15 protein-coding genes are annotated in these 17,619 nt (G+C 57.1%); 8 read left to right on the forward strand and 7 right to left on the reverse strand.

The features are described from left to right. Positions 1–118: 118 nt before the first annotated feature. Together VHB22_RS04485 and VHB22_RS04490 are read left to right on the forward strand one after the other, a co-directional pair. Entirely contained in the window at positions 119–1,864 is a 1,746-nt protein-coding gene (locus VHB22_RS04485; protein ID WP_325455760.1) for a fumarate reductase/succinate dehydrogenase flavoprotein subunit, read from the forward strand. 19 nt (positions 1,865–1,883) lie between these two features. Beyond that, positions 1,884–2,855: a HEAT repeat domain-containing protein gene (locus VHB22_RS04490; protein WP_325455761.1), complete on the forward strand. Its 972-nt coding sequence runs from the start codon at positions 1,884–1,886 to the stop codon at positions 2,853–2,855. A gap of 45 nt (positions 2,856–2,900) precedes the next feature. Here VHB22_RS04490 and VHB22_RS04495 read toward each other — a convergent pair whose 3' ends face one another. Further along, complete coding sequence (locus VHB22_RS04495) at positions 2,901–3,830, reverse strand: CysB family HTH-type transcriptional regulator (protein WP_325455762.1); 930 nt, start codon at positions 3,828–3,830, stop codon at positions 2,901–2,903. Positions 3,831–4,126: 296 nt separating this feature from the next. On the opposite strand from VHB22_RS04495, the gene VHB22_RS04500 reads away from it, so the two are divergent. The 6 genes from VHB22_RS04500 (at position 4,127) to VHB22_RS04525 (ending at position 11,016) form a co-directional block, all read left to right on the forward strand. Further along, on the forward strand, positions 4,127–5,137 hold the full coding sequence (locus VHB22_RS04500; protein WP_325455763.1) for a sulfate ABC transporter substrate-binding protein: 1,011 nt from the start codon (positions 4,127–4,129) through the stop codon (positions 5,135–5,137). 9 nt (positions 5,138–5,146) lie between these two features. Then, positions 5,147–6,139, forward strand: a complete 993-nt coding sequence (epsC, locus tag VHB22_RS04505; RefSeq protein WP_325455764.1) for a serine O-acetyltransferase EpsC — start codon at positions 5,147–5,149, stop codon at positions 6,137–6,139. A gap of 92 nt (positions 6,140–6,231) precedes the next feature. Then, positions 6,232–7,143 carry a family 2A encapsulin nanocompartment shell protein gene (locus tag VHB22_RS04510; RefSeq protein WP_325455765.1) on the forward strand — a complete coding sequence of 304 codons (912 nt, stop codon included), beginning with the start codon at positions 6,232–6,234 and terminating at the stop codon, positions 7,141–7,143. Continuing rightward, on the forward strand, positions 7,130–9,346 hold the full coding sequence (locus tag VHB22_RS04515) for a family 2A encapsulin nanocompartment cargo protein cysteine desulfurase (protein WP_325455766.1): 2,217 nt from the start codon (positions 7,130–7,132) through the stop codon (positions 9,344–9,346). The genes VHB22_RS04510 and VHB22_RS04515 overlap by 14 nt, the downstream gene beginning before the upstream one ends. A 161-nt stretch (positions 9,347–9,507) precedes the next feature. Further along, a complete protein-coding gene (locus VHB22_RS04520) occupies positions 9,508–10,485 on the forward strand; it encodes an aliphatic sulfonate ABC transporter substrate-binding protein (RefSeq protein WP_325455767.1) in 978 nt (325 codons plus the stop codon). Between the two features lie 237 nt (positions 10,486–10,722). Beyond that, the gene (locus tag VHB22_RS04525; protein ID WP_325455768.1) at positions 10,723–11,016 is read left to right on the forward strand and encodes a hypothetical protein; all 294 of its coding nucleotides are present in this window, start codon (positions 10,723–10,725) and stop codon (positions 11,014–11,016) included. A gap of 102 nt (positions 11,017–11,118) precedes the next feature. Here VHB22_RS04525 and VHB22_RS04530 read toward each other — a convergent pair whose 3' ends face one another. The 6 genes from VHB22_RS04530 to VHB22_RS04555 all read right to left on the reverse strand — a co-directional run bounded on the left by VHB22_RS04530 (position 11,119) and on the right by VHB22_RS04555 (position 17,344). Next, positions 11,119–12,465, reverse strand: a complete 1,347-nt coding sequence (locus VHB22_RS04530) for a hypothetical protein (protein ID WP_325455769.1) — start codon at positions 12,463–12,465, stop codon at positions 11,119–11,121. Between the two features lie 502 nt (positions 12,466–12,967). Further along, positions 12,968–13,516: a flavin reductase family protein gene (locus VHB22_RS04535; protein ID WP_325455770.1), complete on the reverse strand. Its 549-nt coding sequence runs from the start codon at positions 13,514–13,516 to the stop codon at positions 12,968–12,970. Between the two features lie 81 nt (positions 13,517–13,597). Next, on the reverse strand, positions 13,598–14,431 hold the full coding sequence (locus VHB22_RS04540) for an ATP-binding cassette domain-containing protein (RefSeq protein WP_325455771.1): 834 nt from the start codon (positions 14,429–14,431) through the stop codon (positions 13,598–13,600). An 8-nt stretch (positions 14,432–14,439) separates the two neighbouring features. Beyond that, positions 14,440–15,222, reverse strand: coding sequence for an aliphatic sulfonate ABC transporter permease SsuC (ssuC, locus tag VHB22_RS04545; protein WP_325455772.1), 783 nt, complete (start codon positions 15,220–15,222; stop codon positions 14,440–14,442). Further along, a complete protein-coding gene (gene ssuD, locus VHB22_RS04550) occupies positions 15,219–16,397 on the reverse strand; it encodes an FMNH2-dependent alkanesulfonate monooxygenase (protein WP_325455773.1) in 1,179 nt (392 codons plus the stop codon). The genes ssuC and ssuD overlap by 4 nt, the downstream gene beginning before the upstream one ends. Further along, complete coding sequence (locus VHB22_RS04555) at positions 16,394–17,344, reverse strand: sulfonate ABC transporter substrate-binding protein (protein ID WP_325455774.1); 951 nt, start codon at positions 17,342–17,344, stop codon at positions 16,394–16,396. The genes ssuD and VHB22_RS04555 overlap by 4 nt, the downstream gene beginning before the upstream one ends. Positions 17,345–17,619: the final 275 nt, after the last annotated feature.

A 17,619-nucleotide genomic window follows, 5' to 3' on the forward strand; every position in this document is an offset into this window, starting at 1 on the left:
GTGAAGCACGCGGGCTCCGCACACGAATATCTAAATCAGAATTTCTTCGTTAGCGGCGGCGGAGCAGTGCACTAATTGTCTGCAATATAAGAGGGCAACTGAGAGGAATATCGAACGCATGTCGTTGGATGCAATTGTCGACGGCTTGTCGGAGGTAACGTGTGACGTCCTGGTGATCGGAGGCGGGACGGCTGGTCCGATGGCTGCGCTAAAGGCCAAGCGGCGAAATCCCGGCTCGAAGGTCATCCTGCTCGAAAAAGCCAACGTCAAGCGCTCCGGTGCTATTTCCATGGGCATGGATGGGCTCAACAACGCCGTCATTCCCGGCTATGCGACGCCCGAGCAGTACACAAAAGAAATTACGATCGCGAACGACGGGATCGTGAATCAGAAGCCCGTCTTGAAGTACGCCCAGAACTGCTACTCGATCATTGAGGAGCTCGATAGCTTCGGCATACGCTTTCAAAAGACCGAGAATGGCGACTTCGCACTAAAGAAGGTCCATCATCTCGGCACCTACGTGCTGCCGATGCCGAACGGTGAGACGGTCAAGAAGGCCGTTTATCGCCAGCTTCGGCGTGCGCAGTTGTTGATCTCCAATCGTTACATCGCGACCCGCTTGCTGACGGGAAAAGATGGACGTATCGCAGGCGCGATCGCGGTCAATACGCGAACGGCGGAGTTTCTGATTATTCGCGCCAAGGCTGTGATCCTATGCATGGGCGCTGCGGGCCGTCTTGGGCTGCCTGCTTCCGGATACCTCTATGGTACCTACGAGAACGCGACGAATTCCGGCGACGGATACGCAATGGCGTACCACGCGGGGGCCAAGCTCGCGAACCTAGAATGCTTTCAGATCAATCCACTGATCAAGGATTACAATGGACCTGCTTGCGCTTACGTCGCTGGCCCGTTCGGAGCTTACACGGCCAATAACAAAGGCGCCCGCTTCATCGAATGCGATTATTGGTCCGGTCAGATGATGCTCGAATTCTATCGCGAGCTTCAGTCCGGCAACGGACCGGTGTTTCTAAAGCTCAATCATTTGCACGAAAACACGATCGCCGAAATCGAAACGATTCTCCACCGGGTGGAGCGGCCGTCGCGAGGAACGTTCCATCAGGGCCGGGGCACCGACTATCGAGAGTCGATGGTCGAGATGCATATTTCGGAGATCGGCTTCTGCTCGGGACATAGCGCATCTGGCGTCTTTGTCGACGAATTTGCGCGCACCACCGTCGAAGGGCTCTACGCGGCTGGAGACATGGCAAGCGTGCCGCACAGTTATATGCTTGGCGCGTTCACCAACGGATCGATTGCAGGGGAGCATGCCAGCGACTATGCGAGAGAAGTGGATCTTCCGGAATTCGATGCCGAGGATATCGCCCGCGAGCGGGATCGCGTCCTCGCTCCGACGAAACGGGCAGACGGCATCCCGCCCAACCAAATTGAATACAAAACGCGGCGGCTTGTGAATGATTATCTACAACCCCCAAAGGTGCCGCGTAAATACGAACTAGCGCAAGCGCGCTTTGCCGAGGTGAGAGAAGACCTTGAGCAGAACATGCTCGCGACGAACGCCCATCAGCTTTTGCGTGCATTGGAAGCGTCGTCGATTCTCGACTGTGCAGACATGGCTGCGGCGGCGTCTCTCTTTCGGACGGAGAGTCGCTGGGGCCTCTATCATTTGCGATCGGACTATGAAGGTCGCGATGACGAGAACTGGCTTTGCCATACGCTACTTGGAAAATCCGACGGCCGGATGAACTGTGAAAAGCGCAGCATCGATCCCTATGTCGTGCCACTCACGGACGACGAGAAGGACCTTTATTATCGTCAACGCGCCGCTGCCGACGCTCGCTGACACTCAATAGGAAATGCTTATGAATGACGTATTCGAGAGCTTTGCCGATTTGGCGGCGCTTGCGGAGGAGCTGCGCGCGGAGGACCCGAAACAGCGGCGCGTCGCTGTCATAGAACTTGGCGATTCTGGCGATCCGGCTGCGGTTCGTCTGCTCGCGGGCCTATCGAGCGATCCTGACTCTGGTGTACGCCGTCAGGTGGCAATCGCGTTGGGTTCTTTCGACGGTCCGGAGACCGCAGCTGCCTTGGTCCGCATCCTCGTCGATGCCGACGTTGATGTTGCGTCGGCTGCTTCCGAAAGTCTCGCGGAGCTGAAAGAGAGCGATGCCGCCGCTCCACTTCTGACACTTGTCGGACATCCGTCTGCATTTGTCCGGGAAAGCGTCTACCGTTCGTTGAAGGGATTGCGAAATCGGGACGCGCTAGAGCCGGCGCTCAAAGCTCTTCGTGATCCGGAGCCGGCTGTTCGCGTGCAAGCTGTTGGCGTCATCGGATACTTGAAGCTCGAAGAGACATTGCCGGCTCTTAAGCACGCGGCGTTGGACGGGAACGCAAATGTCCGCCTCGTGGCCATCAACGCGCTTGCCTTTTCGCGATCTCAAGCGGCTACAAATGCCATTGCGGCCGGGCTCGTTGACAAGGATTGGCGCGTCCGTGAAGCCGCGGCGGCAGCGCTTGCCTTGAGTGCGGCCGGTGTGACGCACAGCGCTCCGTTGATTACAGCACTGGACGATGCGTTCTGGCAGGTTCGGCTGAGCGCTATCCGCAGTCTCGGCAAGCTCGAGGCTCGCGGCAGTGTTTCGCGCATAGCACACGAACTCAATCACAATCAGCCAAATGTTCGCAAAGAGGCAGCCGCTGCACTGGGCACACTCAAAGCCCGAGAAGCACGTCAGGCGCTGCTTGCGGTCGCGGACGATCCAGATGCCGACGTGAGAAAGAACGTACGCTGGGCTTTGCAACAACTGGAGCATGCCCGTCAGGACGGTTGACTTGCGATATATCTCGGCTCGGATGCTCGGCCGCGCGCCCGGGTTCTAGTCGAACGAGCTTTCTGCGGCGTTGCGAACCACCGCTTCAGTCAGTTCCGGCGAGCACTGTTCGATGAAACGGTATGCATATCGACGCAGCACGCGTCCGCGCCGAATGGCTATGCTGGACGTGCTAGCGGTGAAGGCGCCCGGTGCGGGTAGCCTGACGAGCTTTCTGTCTTGGTCTTCGTCGTAAGCGACGGACGCGATGATGCCGACACCCATGCCGAGCGCCGCGTAAGCCTTGATGACGTCAGCATCGAGCGCGGTAATCGCGATGTCCGGGGTCAGGCCCGCGGCTTCGAAAGCCTTGTCGATGCGAATGCGGCCGGTAAGACCATCATCGTAAGTTATGATTGGCCACTCAGTGAGTTCCGCGAGAGTGACTGACGGTTTGGCGGATAGGGGATGGCCGGTTGGGACGACGATCGCGTGATCCCACGTATGATAGGGAAAGGCCAAAATTCCCGGATGGTCTTCGAGCGTGTCCGTTGCGATGGCAATATCAGTCGCGCCATCGAGAAGGATTGCGGGCAAATCTTTCGGATTGGCCTGTTGGAGACTAAGCCGAACGTTTGGGAATGCTCGTTTGAATTCGGCAATGACAGATGGAAGCGTGTAGCGCGCCTGCGTGTGCGTCGTGGCGATTGTCAACGTGCCTTCATCGCCTTTGGCGAAGTTTTCTGCGATCCGGGAGAGGTTGTCGGCGTCGACCAGCATCCTGTTGGCAAGTTCCGAAACTTCTTTTCCGGGTTCCGTAAGGCCCAGCAACCGCTTACCCCGGCGCACGAAAATCTCGACGCCAAGTTCCTGTTCCAGGTCACGGATGTGCTTGCTCACGCCGGATTGCGACGTGAAAAGTGCATTCGCTGCGTCGGTCAGATTGAATTTGTGCCGGATCGTTTCGCGAACAATGCGAAGCTGTTGGAAATTCATCAGTCAGGCCTTGATCTGGCACGCGAGGTGTCGCCTCGCGAAGCGTATGGCCTGCGAGCGCTATTGTCGACACAACGTCTGTCGAAGCAGCAGGCAGGGTACCCGTGCTCTGCGCCTTAATGAATAAACAAAAATTTCTTAGCTTATGAGCCGAAGCGATATCGATATCGTTCAGTGTCCGCTACTGGCCGGGTTCTTAGTACAGACTGTTGGAAAGCTAATAGCTTTTTCTTCGTTCTCTTGATTTTGCAGATTTGGGAAGAACGCTAATCGGCATCTCGGGGAGGGCAAGAATTATGATCGTGCGCGTAGCTTCATGGATAGGTTTTGGGGCTGCCTTTCTATTCATTATTTCAGTTACGGCATTCGCGGATACAACCGTTATTTTAAATGCGTCTTATGATGTGTCCCGAGAGCTTTACAAGGATATCGATCCCGCGTTCGAAGCGGCCTGGAAAAAATCATCTGGCGCCGACGTCCAGATCAAACAATCGCATAGCGGTTCGACGAAGCAGGCCCAAGCCGTTGCTGAAGGTCTGGAAGCGGACGTCGTCACGCTCAATCAGCCAACCGATCTCGATTTTCTCGTAAAAAGCGGCGTCGTCGCAAGCGACTGGCGTAGTAAATTTCCGGATGGTGCAGCTCCTTACACCACGACGACGGTCTTTCTCGTCCGCAAAGGCAACCCAAAAGGCATCAAGGATTGGGACGACCCTGTAAAGCCGGGGGTTTCAGTCGTCATTCCCAATCCCAAGACATCGGGCAATGGCCGCTACAGCTACCTGGCTGCCTGGGGATACGCGCTCGACAAATTGGGCTCGGACGAGAAAGCCCGCGAATTCGTCGCGAAATTGTTTGCAAATGTGCCGGTCTTCGACGGGGGCGGGCGCGGCGCCACCACAACGTTCACACAGCGAAACATTGGCGATGTGCTCGTCACTTTCGAAAACGAAGCGGCCTTGATCAAGTCGGAAGTCGCCGGCGGTGATTTCGACATCGTCTATCCTTCGGAAAGCATCGAGGCGGCGCCGCCGGTCGCACTCGTCGAGCCGGTCGTAAAAAAGCGGAATTCCGAAAAGGTCGCCAAGGCGTACCTCGACTTCCTGTATTCGGACACAGCGCAGAAGATTATCGCGAAGCATCACTTGCGTCCGCGCAACGCCGCCATTCTGCAGGAAGCCGTTGCCGAGCTTCCGCCGATCAAAACGTTCGATGTTGAAAAGAAGCTCGGCAAATGGCCGGAGCTACAGAAGAGGCACTTTGCCGACGGCGGGATCTACGATCAAATTACGACCAAGGCGAACTGACCGGCTACGATGGCAGATACGGCAACGCTCAGAAGCGATATCAACGACGGTGAGGGACTGCCGAGGCAATTTGCCGAAGTGCGTCAGCCTCGGGCTGCCTCGTGGGATATCGAGGGGATCGTCCGGGCGTTGAAGGAGGCTCGCGGCCGGAGCAAGCGCGTCGTTGCGGCCGGTAATCGGCGCGTACCTTTGCCGAGTCCCGAAAGATTGCAGCATGCGATCAATGGCATCTATGGTGCCTTGTTCCCGCGTCACGCCGGGGCGATCGATCATGGCGATGACGCGCTGCGCTTTTTTATCGGAGACAAGCTCAATTCAGCACTGCATACCCTGGTCGAGCAAATTTATCGAGAGCACGCATTCATCGATGAGGCACGCGCCGAGCGCGATGAGAAGCTTAGTCCTGAGGGGATCGTGGCCGATTTTTCTCAGCAGCTGCCGCAGCTCTATGAGACGCTCGAAAGGGATATTCGCGCGGCTTACGAAGGCGATCCGTCGGCCAAAAGCACGGAAGAAGTGCTTCTGAGTTTTCCAGGCGTCAGGGCCGTAATCCATCATCGTGTCGCACACGCGCTGCACGAACTCGGCGCGCCGGTCGTTGCGCGCATCATCGCCGAGTTGGCTCATTCACAGACCGGCATCGACATTCATCCAGGTGCGAAGATCGGCGCAGGTTTCTTCATAGATCATGGAACGGGCGTGGTCATCGGCGAGACGGCCATTATCGGAGACCGTGTCCGGCTTTATCAGGCGGTGACGCTCGGCGCGAAGCGGTTCTCAGTCGATGAGAGCGGGTCCCTCGTGAAAGGCAATCCACGCCATCCAATCATCGAAGACGATGTCGTGATCTATGCCGGTGCCACCATCCTTGGACGCGTGACAATCGGTCATGGTTCTACGATCGGCGGCAACGTCTGGCTCACGCGAAGCGTGGCTCCGCACAGCAATGTGTTGCAGGCACAGACGCGCTTCGAAACGTTCGACGGCGGCGCCGGTATATAATTCCAATATAACGTCGTTGACGGCTTATAGAATTTATAAATAAGCAAATATACGAAATTCCATTCTCCAATTTAACAGAAAATAGGGAAGCTATGGCAGACGACGCGCAAACAGCTTTGGGCGATATTGCTGCACGGCAATTAGCCAATGCGACCAAGACCGTCCCGCAGATGTCCAGCATCACGCCGCGTTGGCTGGTGCATTTTCTGAGTTGGGTTCCGGTTGAAGCCGGTATCTACCGCGTCAACAAAGTTCGCGACGCCGAAGGGGTCGAAGTCGCGTGTTCATTGCGGGACGAGCGTGTGTTGCCGCAAACATTCGTCGATTACATCGAGAACCCTCGCGAGTATCTCTTGAGCGCGGTTCAGACAGTGCTCGATATCCATACGCGCGTTTCCGATCTCTACAGCGTTCCGCACAATCAGATCAAAGAGCAGCTTCGCTTGACGATCGAGACCGTCAAGGAGCGCCAGGAAAGCGAGCTCATCAATAATAAGGAATACGGCCTCCTCGCGCATGCCGTATCGTCTCAGAAAATCAAGACGCGAGCGGGAGCGCCGACGCCCGACGATCTCGACGAGCTGATCGCAAGAGTGTGGAAGGAGCCCGCTTTCTTCCTGGCGCACCCATTGGCAATCGCAGCCTTCGGACGCGAGTGCACGCGTCGTGGCGTCCCGCCGCCGACCATCACGCTTTTCGGTTCCCCATTTATCACGTGGCGAGGAATTCCTCTCATTCCGTCCGACAAGCTCGAAGTGAAGGCCGGCAAGACGAACATTCTGCTGATCCGCACGGGTGAGGCGAAGCAGGGTGTTGTCGGCCTCTTTCAACCGGGTCTGCCGGGCGAGCTTTCGAAAGGCCTATCGGTGCGTTTCATGGGTATCAATGATCAGGCCATCGCCTCCTATCTCGTGTCTCTCTACTGCTCGCTCGCCGTTCTGACCGATGATGCACTCGGAGTTCTCGAGAACGTCGAGGTGGGCAAGTATCATGTCTACAACTGATCTTACTTCTGAAGATGCGAGTCTCGATGCGTTGGCGTCGGCCGCGAAGGATATCGGCGTCGGCGGTTTGCGGCCGCCTGCCGGCTTGCCCGACGCCGCCTCTCTGACAAAGCTCGCGAACCAATACTTCGCTGCCATTCCCGGACAGTCGCTGCCGACACCTGCCGGACCATCGCAGGCGGGTGTCGGAGCGTCGCCTGTCGAGATCGCCGGTTCGTCCGCTCCGCACCTGGCTTCGGCAGCAACGTCTCCGTTTCCGGTTGCGGCTTCGCCCGCGCATGGCTCACATCCGCAGGTGCCAACGCCATTCGACTCGAGTGCGCTGGACGAACGTGTTCTCGATGCCTTGGCGGAATCCGTCTACCCATCACCACCGTCAGTGACCGGAAGTCCATCGTTGCCGGGGTTTGGAACCTCACCGACGCAAGGGCGCCATGCGCCTTCGCCGGATATTCCGGGTTCATCTGGCGATCCAATGCCGCCGGGCGGCGTCGTCTATCCATCCAACGCTCCGACGCATGACGTATCCGTTCTGAATCTTTCCGCTCTCGATACTTTGTTGCAGCCGGCGGAAATCGGTCTGCCCTCTGATGTGGAGGCGACAAAATCGCTTTCGGGCTTTGGAGGAAGTCGCAGTCATTCATTCGATCAGCCCAGCCCTGCCGTTGACAGAGCCGAGTCGCTCCCGGGCGTCTCGCAAAGCGCGCCTCCGACGCCGCCGCCAGCGAATCCGCCGCCGCCGGTCCTCGTCGATTATTCGGGTATCAACACCCCACGATCGGGTGGAACGGCTCCGGCGCTGGACGATATCCCGTTGCCTTTCGAAGCCGAATTGAAAACACTTCTGGCTCCGCTTTTCACAGAACCTGCCGCCGCGGTGCCAGCGCCTATTCCCATTTCATCCCTTTATTTTCTCAGTGATCAAGGCGCTGCGAGTAATTTACCGGGAGCAGGGCCGAGCACATCGGGACAGGGATTTGATGTTAATGCTGTGCGCCGTGACTTCCCGATATTAAATGAGACCGTGAACGGAAAACCGCTCATTTGGTTCGACAACGCGGCGACGACGCAAAAGCCGCGTCAAGTCATCGACCGTCTCAAATACTTTTACGAGCACGAGAACTCGAATATTCACCGGGCGGCGCACGAGCTTGCCGCGCGGGCAACCGATGCCTATGAGGGCGCTCGCTCGAAGATCGCGCGTTTTCTCAATGCGGGATCGCCGGAAGACATCATTTTTGCGCGTGGTGCAACGGAGGCAATCAACCTCGTCACTGCAACGTTCGGACGCCAACATGTCGGCGTCGGCGATGAGATCGTCATTACAAATCTGGAGCACCACGCAAACATCGTTCCGTGGCAACAGCTCTGTTTGGCCACCGGCGCGAAACTTCGGATCGCACCGGTCGACGATTGCGGCGCACTGCTTCTCGACGAGTTTGGAAAACTGCTGAACTCGAAGACGAAGATCGTCACATTCGCGCATGTTTCCAACGCTCTGGGGACGGTTACGCCGGCAAAGACCATCGTCGAGATGGCGCATCGCGTCGGGGCTCATGTGCTCGTCGACGGAGCGCAATCGGTCTCGCACATGAAGGTCGACGTACAGGATCTGGGTGCCGACTTCCTGGTCCTGTCAGGGCATAAGCTTTTTGCGCCGACGGGTATTGGCGTCCTTTATGCCAAGAAAGACATCATGGATGCTCTGCCTCCGTATCAGAGCGGCGGCAATATGATCCGCGACGTCACGTTCGAGCGGACGGACTTTCACGGCTCACCGCAGCGGTTCGAAGCGGGCACTGGAAACATCGCCGACGCCGTCGGCCTCGGGGCCGCCATAGACTATATCGAGCGAATTGGGATGCACAACATTGCGGAGTACGAGCACAAGCTGCTCGTCTATGCGACGGAGCGTCTCCTGCAAATTCCGAATTTGCGGATCATCGGAACGGCGCCGGAAAAAGCAAGTGTCATCTCGCTGACTTTGAAAGGTGTGCCGAGCGAGGAAATCGGCGCAAGGCTGAACAAGTATGGCATCGCCGTGCGCTCGGGCCATCATTGTGCGCAGCCGATTCTTCGCCGTTTTGGGCAAGAAACGACGGTGAGACCGTCGTTTGCGTTCTACAACACGTGTGGAGAAATCGACGTGCTTGTTTCTGCCTTGAAAGATATCCAAGCGGAAATGGGGTTCGTGCGAGTCTGAAGAGACGCCGATCTGGCATCTATTGCCGCACGTTTTGGTTTCACTCGCTAGCCTCCAAACGCGATTTGCTTTGCGAATATTCGTATTGGTTGAGCGGAGTGATGTGTCGCTATCCTCAAAGACGGGCCGCTATCGTGTCCGGATTTATAGGGAAGCTATCGATGAATCGCCGCCAGATTTCACTCGGCATAATGGGCTTTTGCGCAATTGGATTGGGCGCTGCGGTGACGGCCCATGCCGACAATAAGCAAACCACCGTTCGCATAGGCTATCAGAAGTCATCGACGCTCATAGCAATCCTCAAGGCCAATGGTGAACTTGAGAAAGATCTCGCCAAGCTTGGCGTTTCCGTCAGTTGGTCGGAATTCCAAAACGGCCTCCCGGTTCTGGAAGCGCTGAACGTCGGTGCCATCGACATTTCGGGTGACGTTGCCGATACGGTGCCCGTGTTCGCTCAGGCAGCGGGCGCCAACCTGACATATATTGCAAGCGAAGCACCCTCTCCGACGGCGCAGGCATTGCTTGTTCCTGCCACATCGCCCATCAAATCGGTGAGTGAGCTTAAGGGCAAAAAAATTGCTGTAACCAAAGGCGCAGGGAGTCACTATCTTCTGATCGCCGCGCTTGCTCGTGACGGGCTCGACTTTAAGGATATCACGCCAGCCTATCTTCCGCCGGCCGACGGCCGGGCGGCTTTCGAAAAAGGCGCCGTCGATGCCTGGGTGACCTGGGACCCGTTCGTATCTGCAGCCATAAGGCAGTCGAAAGCCAGGCTGCTGACTGATGGTACGAACCTCGCCAGCTACAATCGATATTACCTGGCCTCCGCGAAGTTCGCGGCAGCTCGGCCGGACGTGCTACGCGTGGTTTTCGATAAACTGAAAGAAACGGGAGTTTGGGTGAAGAAAAATCCCGATGCGGCAGTCAAGATCCTGGCGCCGGTCTGGCATCTTGATCCTGAGATCATCGCGAAAGCCAACTCGCATCGCAGTTACGATGTGCGTGAGGTCACGCAGGCGAATCTGGTCGAGGAGCAGAAGATCGCCGACACGTTCTTTGCTCAAAAGCTTTTGCCGCGGGCGATCAAAACGACGGAATCTCGAATTTGGTCGCCATCGAAGCAGGCGGCCGCAAACTGAGTTTTCGAGAAAGTCGTAAGAGCGGATCAAAATCGGTCGAGGCGCGAGAGCAGCCTCGGCCTTTTGCTTGAGAGCGGCAGGACATCATTTCGTGGCGAACCGATAAGTCTTATTTCTGCTATGTTAGAGATAAGAAAAATATCGCAGACAAAATCGATGTCATTATCTCTTTTCAAGATTCTCATATGCAAAATCTAGGAATATGCTGGCCCGGCGCTAAAGCGGTGGAGACCAGCAATGAAACAGAAATATCTTACGTTCGGTGCACTAATCATCGGCCTAGCCCTGATTGGCACTACGACGTCGCGCGCCGATGACGGCGTGACGCATACGAAATCCGGGCGCTTCATTACCGCCTGCAGCAGGTATGGAAACCAGCCGTGCTATACCGCGCAGCTGCAGCGCGGTGTTCGCGGGAAGCAACTCATCCTGCATCATGGTACGCGCATCGACTGCAACCGCGATTGTGAGAACACGCTGCGAGAAACGACGGTCGATTTCTGGGATACCATGCGCGAGAATGGTAGCTGATTGCACAGCAAAGGGCCGCATCCCTTCGGACGCGGCCCTCCCTTTTCGATCACTTCAGAAGAGCGCCTAGACGGGGTGGAGGAGGCGCCTTTCCATCAGCAATCAGAACTTGATCAATGCGCCCGCCGTGAAGAATTGGATCGCGTCGAGGTTCGCATTTGCTTCGGCCACGCCGTCCGTGGTCGTCACATCGAGATTGACGTGCTTATAGTCGAAGTAGAGATCCATAACTCCATTCAGGTTCTGATTTAGGCCGACCCCCCAGCCCTGAATTTGCGAGTTGGCAACTTGGTCCAGGCCCGTTCCGAGATCGGCAACATTGAGAATGCCACCGTTGCTTCCGAAGCCGGCGCCGCGGTCAAGCTGGAAATATTCGCCGAATATCGTGGTCTTCCCGAGAGGAATGAACTTCCTTTCGATGCCAGCCTGGAGTGTCCAAAAGCTGGTGTTCTCATCGACATCGCGACCATAGAGATCGTCGAGGCCGGCGTCGTGCAGCCGTCCCCAAGCACCGGAAGCATATAGGCCCGTCTCGGTGTGCAGGATGGAGCCGCTCAAGCCGATCTCGCTTGTGTCGCCGACGCCGCGCTGGTTGGAGAGTGAGGTGTGATCATTTGCTCCGGTATAGCCGACGCCGCCTGCCAATTGGAAACCAGAGAATTCTCCCGCATAGCGCAGCGCAACGCTCCAGTGATCATCTTCGCCCCAGGACGCAGAGGCGGTGAAGCCGGCAATCGTGGGAGAGTCGTATTTCACGACGTTGAAGCGGTGACCCTCGCCGGGTGCCGCCTGCTGCGCACCTTGCGCGACGAAGCTGCCCCAGTGGACGTTGGTGAGTGTTCCGTCGCTTCGGCGCAAGAAGAAGCCGGAATTCTGATCGCCGAAAGTATTGCCCCAGCTATTTGTGTAAGAAAAGTAACTCGTGCTGGCGAGATTGGTCTCGGTTATGCCGTCGGTCGCTTCCGACGTCTGACCCACCCAGACCTTGCCGACATTTTTGCCGCTCAAATACCAGGCGCTGTGCCGGACACTGACGCCATTGGCTGATGAGCCGCCGTCAGGATCGTCTTGGTTGACTCGATCCTCGCGTGCGCCACGTACGCCAAGTTCCAGCAAGTAGCCCGCGGTCCAATCTTTCGAGATCCGAGCTTGGCCCAAAAATCGAACGCGGCTTTGCGAGCTTTCGTTCGTCACGACGTAGGCATTTTGTTCGCTGCCGTCATCCCAGAACAAGACGGCTTGATTGACGAAACCCGAAACGGTCAGAGAAACCTTGCGGTTGCCCTTGCGCGCTGTCGTTGCTTCGAGTTCAGCGATTCGCTCTTCAAGATCAGCGCAGCAGTCTCCCCCTAGATCTGCTGCAAAAACCGGCGTTGCGCATGCGAACGCTATACTGGCAAATGCGATGCCCAAAACGAAGCTCGCCGTAGTTCTAGTGCCCCCGAACATTCCCTATACCTCCACGGTCGTTCAAATGATCGGCACCTCGAGGACGCACATCTTCCGTAGACTGTGCTGTCCGTTAAACGCACCGGCAAAGACCCGTGCTCTCCATTGCGGGTCGTAGTCGGTCGAGGTCCGAGTGGAGGAACTAAGACGTGGGGAAAATCAAAGATGAAATGAGAAGTTATGCGTAAGTTATGACGCCATAGGAGATATATATTTTATATTGCGCGATATGCATGCGCAAAGCACGCTCTCATATTTCATTATTACGGAAATGGCCAAATCGAGCTTTGACGAGAAATATATTTGCTCGACCTAGGCCACAATTTGTCCCCTTCGATATAATTCGACAAATTTTGAGAATTTTCACGCAAGAAAATTTGCGCGTGCAATTTCCAAGAAAGCAGCGGGCTGCCGCGAGCAACGCCGGGTTTTGTTTTCTTTCGACGCAAGCGTTGCCAAGGCACAACACGGTACGTCGCTCGCGTTTGTCGTATTCGTCGCTCTAGACTGGGTCCGATCGCTTGCGAGTCGTGCCATAGGTTCCACGCCAGTAGGTCAACGGCTCGTCGATATCAGGCTCGGGTCGTATTATTGCACTTTGGACTCGACCGACGACGATGGCACTTCCATGCCGCTCGATAAACTCGTCGACTACGCAATCGAGCACAGCGATGGCATCGCTCAGAACGGGTGCGCCGGTGACGAGTTTGCTCCATGTCGCATCGGCGTAGCGCTCGGCACCCTTTTCGCCCCTCTTTCCGCTGAACCGTTCTGCGATATCGATGTGCTCTGGGGCGAGGACGTTGACGGCGAAAGTCCGGCTGGTGGTGAGAATCGGCCAGCTCGAAGAGCCTCTGCTAATGCAGAAAATGACGATGGGAGGTTCGGCCGAAAGCGATGAGACAGATGTCACGGTAAGCCCCGACCGGCGTTCGCCATCGCCGACGGTAATGACGCTGATTCCACCTGCGAGCTGGCGCATCGCGTTTCGGAATTCAGCGGGCGAGACATCCGAAGAGTTGAGTTCGGCGGTAAGGACCAGTTCTGACATGATTCGATTGCTCGGGGCGGCCTTGCGATTTGTTCGGATACTTGGAGGGCAGCATCGAGGGTTCTTTCGGTGAAGAACTGCTCAGGAATTCTCTCCAGCGCGTGTTTCGCCCAATAGTTCATCGAGAATCTTGCCTTCCAGAGCGGCGATCTCGGCTGTGCCGCGCTGGCGCGGGCGAGGAAGATCGATTCGCAAGTCCAGCTTGATGACGCCTTCTTCGATGATCAGGACACGATCGGCCAACGTAATTGCCTCGGCGACATCGTGCGTTACTAGAAGAGCCGTAAATCCCTGTTCGCGCCACACGCGTTCGAGCAGGCGCTGCATCGAAATGCGCGTCAAGGCATCGAGAGCGCCGAGCGGTTCATCGAATGCGAGCACGCGCGGGTGAGAAACGAGTGCACGGGCCAATGCAACGCGCTGCTTTTGGCCGCCCGAAAGGGTTCCCGGCCAGTCGCCACGGCGCTCTTCAAGCCCGACTTCCGCAAGCGTGGCCAACGCACGTTCGCGCGCTCCTGTTTCCTTCCTGCCACGACCGAGGCCGACTTCGACGTTGGCGAGAACGCGCGCCCACGGAAGCAGGCGGGGCTCCTGAAACATCACGCGGACAGCGCTTTTATCGAGCCCCTGCCCGGGGCTTGCTCCGTACCAGAACTCGCCGCTCGTCGATCGATCGAGGCCCACGAGCATCCGCAGAAGCGTGCTTTTCCCGCATCCGCTCTTGCCGACGATGGCGACGAATTGCCCGGCGGGAATGTGAAGGTTCAGCGACTTCAGAACTTCACGCGGACCGAAGGATTTTCCAAGCCCGCGAATCGTGAGGCTCAGCCCGGATGTATTCGGCGGCGCGTCGTGACGCGCGGCGGGCCAATACTCGCGGGTTTTGTTTGCGATTGCAAAAGGAGTGCTGGCCATCGAAGTCCTCAGCTATTGTCTTGGAAAGCTGGATTCCAGCTCAAAAATGTCTTCTCCAGCAGGCGGGCGGCGGTGTCGGCAATTTTGCCGAGCAGGGCGTAGAGGAGAATGCTGAACACGACGACGTCGACCAGAAGAAATTCGCGCGCCTGCATCGCCATGTAGCCGATGCCGGAGGAAGCGGCGATCGTTTCGGCGACGATCAGTGTCAGCCACATGAACCCGAGTGCGTATCGCAATCCGACGAAGATCGAGGGAAGCGCTCCAGGCAGGATCACGCGCCAGAACAGTTCCGTCTGTCGCATCCCATATGTGCGTCCCATTTCTATGAGCTGCGGGTCGACGCTGCGAATACCATGCAGCGTATTTATGTAGATCGGGAAGAAAACGCCGAGCGCAACGAGAAAGATCTTTGCCGTTTCCTCAATGCCGAACCAAAGAATGACAAGCGGGATCAGTGCGAGATGAGGAACGTTGCGCACCATTTGCAGGAGCGTATCGGTGACACGTTCGCAATTTCGCGAAAGTCCGTTGGTCAAACCGAATGCGAAGCCGAGCGAACCGCCGATGAAAAGCCCGGCCATGGCTCGGACGAAGCTGATCGCTATATTGCTCCACAGTTCGCCGGTGAGTGCCAAGTGCCAACCTGCGACCAGAACCGCCGACGGCGCGGGCAGAACACGATTGGACATCCACCCAAGGCGCGACGCAGCTTCCCACACGACGATAAGGCCGAGCGGCAATAGCCACGGCACCACGCCGTTCGCTAAAAAACTCCGACCTCTGCTCATGATTGGGAGGCTTGTTTCCTGACATCGGGCAGGATGTCGTTGGCGATCGTTTCGCCGAACGGGCCGGTATTCACGCGCGCGGTGTGACCCGCTTTCTGATGTGCGAGAGGCAGAAGCGGGAAGACCAGCTCGGCAAAGCGATAAGCTTCTTCGAGATGCGGATATCCCGAGAGAATGAACGTATCGATCCCAATATCGATGTAGTGCTTGATTCGCGCTGCAACCGTCTCCGGATCGCCAACGAGTGCGGTTCCAGCCCCGCCGCGAACGAGTCCGACGCCGGCCCAGAGATTGGGGCTGACCTCAAGCTTGTCGCGCCTGCCGCCATGAAGCGCTATCATGCGCTGCTGGCCAACGGAATCCATACGCGAAAAGATCTCTTGTGCTTTGGCGATCGTTTCGTCGCTGACATGCGAGATGAGCTCGTCTGCCGCTTTCCAGGCTCCCTCGCTCGTTTCACGGACGATGACGTGCAGACGAATGCCGAATGAGATGTCGCGTCCTTTCGCAAGCGCCGCTTTTCGGACACGTTCCACCTTTTCGGCAACGAGCGCAGGCGGCTCGCCCCACGTCAAATACTTGTCGACGGTGTCGGTCGCAACGTCAATGCCGGCGTCCGATGAGCCGCCAAAATAGAGAGGCAGTCCGTTGGATTGGACGGGAGGAAAGAGAACGCGGCCGTCTTCTATCTTGATGTGCTTTCCCGAGTAATTGACGGTTTCGCCCGCGAGAAGCTTCTTGAAGACATCGAGAAATTCGCGGGTGACTTCGTATCGCTCGGAGTGGCTAAAGAAGAGTCCGTCCCCCTTGTTCTCAATCGGATCGCCGCCCGTCACGACGTTGATCAGAAGCCGGCCGTTCGAGATTCGATCGAGTGTCGCGGCCATTCGAGCCGCGACCGTGACCGACATCAATCCCGGTCGCGCCGCGATCAGAAATTTCAATTGTTCCGTGAACGGCGCCAAAGCCGAGGCGATGACCCAGGAATCTTCGCAACTGCGGCCGGTGGGAAGCAGGACGCCGTAATACCCTAGGTCGTCTGCCGCCTGCGCCACCTGCTTCAGATATTTTAGGTCGACCGCCCGGGCACCGATCGACGTCCCAAGATAGCGGCTTTCGCCATGGGTTGGCAGAAACCAGAGAACATTGGCTTGACCGGGTGCAGGTTGGCTCACGAGCCGGCCCTCCAGGCAATGTCCTTTACGTTGATGGCTTTCGGTATGAGGCCAAGCTTGAAGAATGTATCGGCGATTTTCTGCTGATCGGCGATGACGGTATCGTCGATTGGCTTGACGTCATAAGATTGCCTGTTGAGTGCGATTTCGAGCACCGGCACCGGAATTCCTATTGCGGCGCTGAGTTCTTTCGCGGCGGCGTTGGTATTGCCCTTCACGGATTCATCGACATCCTTGAGCGCCGCGATCACGGCTTCTATGGCTTTCGGATTGTTTTGAACGAAGGACTTGGATGCGAGGTAGAACTGAGTGTTGGCGACAAGCCCCGTCCCATCCCTCAGCGTCTTGGCGCCCGTCGCAACTTCCGCCGAGGCTTGATAGGGATCCCAGATCACCCAAGCGTCCACCTGTCCGCTTTCAAATGCTGCCCGTGCGTCGGCGGGAGCAAGAAATTGCGGATGAATGTCGGCATAGCTGACACCGGCTTTTTCAAGCGCTTTCACGAGCAGATAGTGGACATTCGAGCCCTTGTTCAACGCAACCTTTTTGCCTTTGAGGTCGGCGACCGATTTCAGCGGGCTATTCTTAGGCACGAGGATTGCCTCACCTTTCGGCGCAGGCGGTTCGTGTGCGACGTAGACGAACTGAGCCGACGCCGCTTGCGCGAAGATCGGCGGCGCTTCTCCGGCGTGTCCAAAGTCGATAGCGCCCGCATTCAAGGCCTCGATAAGCGGCGGGCCAGAGGGGAATTCGGACCATTCGACCTTGTAGCCGAGCGGCGCGAGCTTTCCTTCCAGCGTGCCCTTATTCTTCAGAAGTATAACGTTGCCATACTTCTGATATCCGATCCGGACGATCTTATCTTCCGCACCGGCTGTTCCTGCGGCCAAGCCGACGGCGATGGCGCCGAGTGTAAGCGCGCCGAGTGTCCTGCGTGTGAAATTCATGGTCCGAGCCTCATGGTTCCCTGCAACGATCATTCGGCATTCGATGCGCCCACGAATGTCGAACGATCAGGAAACTGACGCCGGACAAAGCGGACGTCCAAGACATATTTTTGCAATGCTTATTCGGTCGTTGGACGCCAACCTCGGCAAGTCCCTCGACTTGGCGCCTCAGGACTTCCGTGCCGATCTATCGTTCAGGGATATGCGGCTCTGAAGCAATGAACCGGAACGCTCAAGTACCGGATAGGCGGCAGCGGTGACGATATGGCTGTTAA

It is taken from the genome of Hyphomicrobium sp., from assembly GCF_035548195.1.
In the GTDB taxonomy this organism is placed as follows: domain Bacteria; phylum Pseudomonadota; class Alphaproteobacteria; order Rhizobiales; family Hyphomicrobiaceae; genus Hyphomicrobium_B.